The sequence below is a fragment of the Pseudomonas brassicae genome (assembly GCF_010671725.1).
Classification (GTDB): domain Bacteria; phylum Pseudomonadota; class Gammaproteobacteria; order Pseudomonadales; family Pseudomonadaceae; genus Aquipseudomonas; species Aquipseudomonas brassicae.
This window is the reverse complement of sequence record NZ_JAAHBU010000205.1, coordinates 1-6,139: the sequence shown is the minus strand read 5'-3', so window position 1 is coordinate 6,139 and position 6,139 is coordinate 1. Positions and strand designations below refer to the sequence as shown.

The 6,139-nt window shown below is 59.2% G+C and carries 4 protein-coding genes and 2 pseudogenes; 2 read left to right on the top strand and 4 right to left on the bottom strand.

Features of this window, described 5'->3' with window-relative positions:
• Window positions 1–1,368 (top strand): annotated as a pseudogene (locus tag G3436_RS15170) (hypothetical protein); the annotation flags it as partial.
• 89 nt (window positions 1,369–1,457) lie between these two features.
• Window positions 1,458–1,829: pseudogene (locus G3436_RS15165) on the top strand (glutamate synthase-related protein); the annotation flags it as partial.
• Window positions 1,830–1,853: 24 nt separating this feature from the next.
• Here the strand turns inward: G3436_RS15165 and G3436_RS15160 are convergent.
• The 4 genes from G3436_RS15160 to G3436_RS15145 form a co-directional block, all read right to left on the bottom strand.
• Window positions 1,854–3,368, bottom strand: a complete 1,515-nt coding sequence (locus G3436_RS15160) for a glucosyltransferase domain-containing protein (protein WP_243667163.1) — start codon at window positions 3,366–3,368, stop codon at window positions 1,854–1,856.
• Window positions 3,358–4,323 (bottom strand): glycosyltransferase family 2 protein, encoded by a 966-nt coding sequence (locus G3436_RS15155; RefSeq protein WP_163946363.1) that lies wholly within the window; start codon window positions 4,321–4,323, stop codon window positions 3,358–3,360. The genes G3436_RS15160 and G3436_RS15155 overlap by 11 nt, the downstream gene beginning before the upstream one ends.
• Window positions 4,320–4,694, bottom strand: a complete 375-nt coding sequence (locus G3436_RS15150) for a GtrA family protein (RefSeq protein WP_163946360.1) — start codon at window positions 4,692–4,694, stop codon at window positions 4,320–4,322. Before G3436_RS15150 ends, G3436_RS15155 begins: the two co-directional genes overlap by 4 nt.
• Window positions 4,695–4,871: 177 nt before the next feature.
• A partial coding sequence (locus G3436_RS15145) for an amino acid permease (protein WP_163946358.1) occupies window positions 4,872–6,139 on the bottom strand: 1,268 nt, incomplete at its 5' end.

Here is a 6,139-nt window from a genome sequence, read left to right as displayed (position 1 = left end):
CTGCACCTGCCGAAAACTCCGGTAGCGGAGTTCCTCCCCGCAAACGTGCTTTACCACAAGTCCACGCTGCACGGCCCGGTGGATCTAGATCAGTTCAAGAGTAATCAGCTCCAAGTGCTCAAGAAGTTGACTGAGGAAGAATTCAGGTGGAAGGACACGACTTCTGATGAGACGCTCAAGCTTATTGAACAAGAGACCTCCAGACTGCAGGAACTGACTGTCGCATATGAGACATGCATTGGCGATTTGACACTCCATCGAGCGGCCCGTAACGCGAACGCTATTCATCAGAGGCAAGCAAGTGAGGAACTGTCCAAAAACCAGGCTGCCCAAAAGCTCATTCGATACGGCGCCTCACTCAAACTTGATGTCGCCAGTGACGTTTGCCCAGCATGCATGCAGAACATTGGCCACTCGCTGACCGACCTCCATGAAAGCACTCCCCACATGGACATCGAGACCAACATCGATTATCTGAGATCTCAGATCAAGATGCTGGAGAGGGACACAGCGGCGATTGAGCAATCGGTCAAAGAGACCACGGTAGTTAGTGAGGAACTTGCCAAGAGCATTGCCTCCTCCAAGTCAAAATTGCGCGCCCTTAAGTCCGACCTTACAACAAACGCAGCCGTGTCCAAGTCCAATCTGCGGCAGCAGCTTCAAGTAGAAATGAGCATCGAAGAAGTCTCTCAATTTCTGCAGCGAAACGATGAGCAATTGGAAGCTTTGGCGGAGCTATCCGCTCAGTTCAAGCGCAATCAGCAGAGCCGAGCGGCGTTGCCAAAAGAACATTATTCCGACGTGGATCTTGAAAAGTACGCGTTGTTTTCGAAGATATTCAGAGCGAATGTTAGTTCTTTCGACTATCACAGCGCTCCCGTGAAGGACATCAAATTCAACGTAGAGAACCTTCTGCCAGAACTCGACAAGATTGAGCTCCGTGAGGTCTACAGGAAAGATTTTAACGAGAGGAAAGCTGCCTCTCCCACCAGCACCTCCAAGAACAGCTCGAACATCGCGAGGGAGTCGAGCGCCAGTGACTTTGTGCGGCTGATCTGGAGTTACATCATGACGCTGTATGAAACATCGGCGCATTTCACAGTGAAGGGGAATCACCCTGGATTTATTCTGCTGGACGAGCCTGGGCAGCACTCCATGGCAACGAAAAGTCAGCTCGCCCTGCTCCAAAAGCTCTCTGCAGAGAAGAACCTGCAGAGCATCGTTGCAGCCTCGTTTGACGACAGCGAAGCGGCCTACAAGGAGGCTACCCACAACGTTCAGTTCAAGCTGATCTTGCTGGGTAGCAAGGCAATTGTGCCTGGCGGGGATTCAGTGCTCGCGGGGGCTGAGGGGGAGCAAGCGCAATGATCGTAGGGCGTGAGTAGTATGAGCAACTACTCACGCGCCGCGTACTCACTCACTCACCGGGCAATAGTTGAGTTTTGGGGGGCATAATGATTTGCTGCATCCAGTCGCAGAGCTGCCACACCAACAAGTGCCCCACCGGCGTGGCCACCCAGGACAGCTTGCGCCAGCGTGCACTGGTGGTGCCAGACAAGGCGCAGCGGGTATTCAGCTTCCACCGCAACACGCTCAAGGCGCTGGCCGAGATGCTGGCGGCGGCCGGGCTGGATCACCCCTCGCAACTGGAGGCCAGGCACCTGGTGCGGCGCATGTCGGCCACCGAGATCAAGCTGTTCTCGCAGTTGCACGTGTTCCTCAAGCCGGGCGAGCTGCTGACCGGCGAGGTAAATGGCGAGTTCTATTCGAGGATGTGGCAGATGGCGCGGGCGGACAGTTTCGAACCGGCCGAGGTGGCTGCGGCGTGAACAGTTGCAAGCGCGGATGGCGCTTCACAGGCCAGGCCAGTTGTCCTTGTAGTTTTCCAGATCGCTGATCTCTTTCATCACGATGAATCCGGTGTCGTCGGCAAGGTAGATCGAATAGAACTTGCTGTCGAGCACCGGCTGCTGTTGCGCACCTACGCGTCGTTCGAGTGCAGTGCGGTCACCGTCGATCACGTTGGTGATGCCCAATCGCGGCAGAAAGTGCGTTTGCAGCAGCGTACTGCCCGAACTCAATACATGCTCCAGCAGCGGCATCGCCTGCTTCGCCGGATAAGCGCGCGGCAACCAGTTGCCGCCTGTGCGCGGGCCGATGTAGTAGAAGGTCTTCACGCTGGCTAACGCCTCCTGGGAAACGATATCCCGCGCGATGAAACCCGCCATGGCGAACGCCAGCTCCTTCTTCGCAATGATCACCTGGCCATAGGCATAGCACAGGCTGAACATCAGTAACGTCGGTACCACCAGCAGCAACTGCAGCCTCGGCCGAATCCAGCCCAGCACATGATGGCCCAGGAAGAACACAAACATCAGCACAGTGCTGAAGCCGATGAAGTTACGCGCATCAAGCACGGGCCAGACGAAAAACAGCATGATACCGGGCACGCCGATGATCAGCGCCGGCACGCTGAGCAGGTACAACCCTGCGATGGCCACCCTGGCCCGCGTACTGCCCGGCAGCTCGGGGATGTACCGCATGACCTGGACAAAACCGACCACGCCCAGCAACAGCACCGAGAGCACAACGGGGCTGTTGCCAGGCGTCACCAACAGCGTGAGCTGCTCCATGGCCGTCACGAACCTGCCAGCGACTGCCTCCCCCCACCCCGCACTCAGCGGTATCCACACGCCTCGGTCGTGGATGACCCACTGATAGGCACTCAGAAAGTACAGCACGCTCCCCCCGATCAACTGGGCGATGCGCTGGGCCAGCAACCCGAGCAGCTCACCGGCATGCACCCGGTTTCGGACCCCGACCACATATTCGACAATGCACAACCCGACGAACACGCCGACGATCAACTGGTAGAGGCCGAGTGTGATGGCGATCAGCGCAGCAGCTACCAGCCCACGCCAGAACGCACGTTCGATACGCAAGGTGATCGCATAGATCACCGCCACCAGTGCCAGGTTCATGCCCGGCCCGTCGTATTGATAGGTGAGGTTGCCCAGGTAGAAGGGGTTGCACAGTACAGGCAGCACCACCAGGCAACTGGACAAACGCGGCTGCTGAAACAGCCAGAAGGTCAGGCGGGTCATCGCCACGGCCAGCGCCAGTGCCGAAATCAGCAGAGGCAGCGGGAAGATATTGACCATGCCCGCACTGAAGGTCATCCCTCTGTACAGCAGTTCGAGCAGGATTCTGCCATGATGTCGCCAGGCGTCTTCAGCCAGGGACAACGCTCGCCAGTTATCGTCGATGTAGGCGTAGTCGGCATGAATGATCGGGTAGAGATAAAGCAATGACAGCGCCGCAAACACCCGCAGGACTTCCTTATGGGTCAGTATCCGGTCACTCCACATCACGCGTTGCCTCGCGCAGGCCGGTGTGCCTGTGATTGCTGACAATCTCCTGTACCACGTACCGCGGACGGTGCTTGGCCTCCATGTAAATGCGCCCCACGTATTCCCCCAGTATGCCGATGCCGATCAACTGGACGCCGCCGAGGAACAGAATAGCGGTCATCAACGAGGGGTAGCCCGGCACCGGGTTGTCGAACAGCAGCTTGTCCAGGACCATGAAGGCGGCGTACAGAAAGGCCAGCAAGGAAATGCAACTCCCCACATAGCTCCACAACCGCAGGGGCAAGGTGCTGAACGAGGTAATGCCGTCCAGTGCCAGGTTCCACAGTGACCACGCATTGAACTTGCTGCGACCGGCGGTGCGCGGGGCGCGGTCATACTCGACGATGCAGACCTTGAACCCCGCCCACGACAGCACCCCTTTCATGTACAGCTGATGTTCCGGCAAGGCCTTGATCACCTCGACCACCTTGCGATCCATCAGCCTGAAATCGCCGACATTTTCTTCGATAGGGGTGTAGGCGATCGATTTGAGCAGCCGATAGAACAGCAAAGCAGCGAGGCGTTTGCACAGGCTGTCACTGGACCGGTCGCGGCGCTTGGCGAGCACTACATCGGCGCCCTGCTGCCAGGCCTCGAGCAGTTGCCCGATCACGCTGACCGGGTCCTGCAGATCGACGTCGATGGGCACCACGGCATCGCCGCTGGCGTACTCCAGACCCGCGAACAGGGCGGGCTCCTTACCGAAGTTGCGCGAGAAGTTGATCAGCATCACATCCGGGTCCGCCCACACCAGTTGTCGGGCGATGACCTCCGTTCGATCAGTACTGCCGTCGTTGATGAAGATGATTTCGACACGCATGCCCTGTAGAGACGACTCCTGTCGCACTGCCCGGTAAAACGCCTCTAGCGCCTGTTCTTCGTTGAACAGCGGCACTACCACCGAGAGCTTCATGGCGTGACGTGCCCGAACACCAGCCATCGGGACAACACATAGCCACCGCACAGGCTGATCAAGGAAAACACCACCAGTGTCAGCAACGCCGGCAGTTGCCAGCGGTCTGCCAGCCAACCGGTCAGCAGGCTAATCCCTCCCAGGCACGCCATGAACACCCCATAACGCCTGAACGAAGGCCTGGCGGCAAAGGTGAAGCGGGCATTCACAAAAAACGAAAAGCTCGCGGCTGCGCAGAAAGCCAGCACATTGCTGTAGGCCTGACGTAGCCCGACGGCGGCGTGGAGGATGAAAAACAGTTGCCAGTGAATCAGCGTATTGGCGACGCCGATGAACGTGTACCTGGAAAACGCGTGTGGTGGCCTGGCCATGCTCGTCGGTGCCTCGCCTGCTCGTTCGACTCGACGTCTAGAAGGCCTCTTCGCGCACCGCTGCGTCAACTGACAGAAATCCCAGGTAGACGGCTACGCGTTTGTATGAACCGCCACTGCCAGCGAAGAAGCCCACGCCCCCACAAAAACCCCGGCTCAAGGCCGGGGTTGTGTGCATCAGGAAGCGCTGCTTGCCGCCAGCGCTGCGTTGTCACCCTTGGGCGCCAGCTTGAACACGTAGAACAGCACCGTCAGCATCACCAGGAATGCCGGCCCGATAAACAGCGCCACGCGGGTTTCCTCGAAGTACGCCATCAGCCCGACCACCAGCGCCAGGAACGCCAACGCCAGGTACGAGCTCAGCGGCCACAGCCACATGCGGTACTTGAGCGCAGCACGCTCGGCATCGTTCAACCCGGCGCGAAAGCGCAGCTGTGCCAGCAGGATCATCGCCCAGGTCCAGATCGCACCGAAGGTGGCGATCGAGGTCACCCACACGAACACCTTCTCGGGCACCAGGTAGTTGGCCAGCACGCCCAGCAGCAACGCAGCAATCGACAGCAGCAAGGCGTTGCGCGGCACGCCATTGCGCGAGGTGCGCGCAAAGCTGGCCGGCGCCTGGCCGTTCTGCGCCAGGCTGTAGAGCATGCGCCCGGTACTGAAGATGCCGCCGTTGCACGACGACAAGGCCGCGGTGATCACCACGAAGTTGATGATGCCCGCCGCCGTCTTGATGCCCAACCGTTCAAACGTCATCACGAACGGGCTGCCCTGGCTGCCAATCTCGTTCCACGGGTAGATGGACAGGATCACGAACAACGCACCGACGTAGAACAGCAGGATGCGCCAGAACACCGAGCCGATGGCCTGGGGAATGGTCTTTTGCGGGTTGCGCGCTTCACCGGCAGTCAGGCCGATCATTTCCACGCCCAGGTAGGCGAACATCACCATCTGCAGCGACATCAGCACGCCGGTCACGCCATTGGGCATGAAACCGCCGTTGCTCCACAGGTTGGCAATGCCCAGCGCCACACCGTCGTTGCCAAAGCCGAAGGCAATCACGCCAACCCCGCCGAGCACCATGGCAATGATGGTGACGATCTTGATCAGGGCAAACCAGAACTCGAACTCGCCAAACGCCTTGACCGCCACCAGGTTGATCGCGCCCATGCTGCCCAGCGCTGCCAGGGCCCAGATCCAGCGCGGCACCTCGGGAAACCAGATGCCCATGTAGATGGCCACTGCGGTGATTTCCGCAACGCAGGTCACCAGCCACAGGAACCAGTAGTTCCAGCCGGTCAGGAAGCCCGCCAGCGGGCCAAGGTAGTCCTGCGCATAACGGCTGAAGGAACCCGCAACCGGGTTGTGCACGGCCATCTCGCCCAGCGCGCGCATGATCACCAGGATCGCCAGGCCACCGATGATATAGGACAGCATGATCGCCG

Excerpts from the sequence above, each read along its gene's own strand:
- G3436_RS15160 (WP_243667163.1), bottom strand. The coding sequence starts at position 3,368 with ATGTGGAGTGACCGGATACTGACCCATAAGGAAGTCCTGCGGGTGTTT.
- G3436_RS15155 (WP_163946363.1), bottom strand. The coding sequence starts at position 4,323 with ATGAAGCTCTCGGTGGTAGTGCCGCTGTTCAACGAAGAACAGGCGCTA.
- G3436_RS15150 (WP_163946360.1), bottom strand. The coding sequence starts at position 4,694 with ATGGCCAGGCCACCACACGCGTTTTCCAGGTACACGTTCATCGGCGTC.